The sequence below is a fragment of the Modicisalibacter tunisiensis genome, from assembly GCF_020148005.1.
Classification (GTDB): domain Bacteria; phylum Pseudomonadota; class Gammaproteobacteria; order Pseudomonadales; family Halomonadaceae; genus Modicisalibacter; species Modicisalibacter tunisiensis.
Map to the genome: position 1 here is coordinate 2,820,328 of NZ_JAGXFD010000001.1, position 581 is coordinate 2,820,908.

General features: G+C 61.8%; 1 protein-coding gene. It reads left to right on the forward strand.

Translation table 11 applies throughout. The features are described from left to right. The coding region (locus tag KGQ91_RS13300) for an IS66 family transposase (protein WP_224420084.1) at nucleotides 1-568 on the forward strand (568 nt) is incomplete at its 5' end. Nucleotides 569-581 lie beyond the last annotated feature (13 nt).

Consider the following 581-nt stretch of genomic DNA (forward strand, 5'->3'; position numbering starts at 1 on the left):
GGATTGCCGCCACGCACTTTGCAACGCCCATCACCTGCGTGAATTGACTGCGGCCTGGGAAAATGACCACCAAAAGTGGGCCAAGGCGCTGCATGATCTGCTGCTGGAGATGCATCAGGCCGTTGACGCTGCCGGTGGCACGCTCTCGCCCGAAGAGGCGCAACGCTGGCGAGTCCGCTATCGGCAGTGCCTGACAGAGGGTGAGACCGAGTGTCCGCCACCGATCCCACCACCACCGGGAAAGCGCGGTCGTGCCAAACGTACCAAGGCACGTAACCTGCTCGAACGTCTCCAGGCGTACGAGGACGATGTGCTGCGTTTCCTCGACGACCCCGCCGCGCCCTTCACCAATAACCAAGGGGAGCGTGACCTGCGGATGACCAAGGTCCAGCAGAAGATTTCAGGCTGTTTCCGCTCCTGGGAAGGTGCCGAGATCTTCTGCCGGATGCGCAGCTTCCTCTCGACGGCGGTCAAGCAGGGCCTGGCAGCGCACACCGCACTAGAACAGTTGTTTGCCGGTGAAGTGCCCGAATTCATGCGTCGGGACGGCCTGGATCAGGCAGCGTGACCTGAATAGTTAC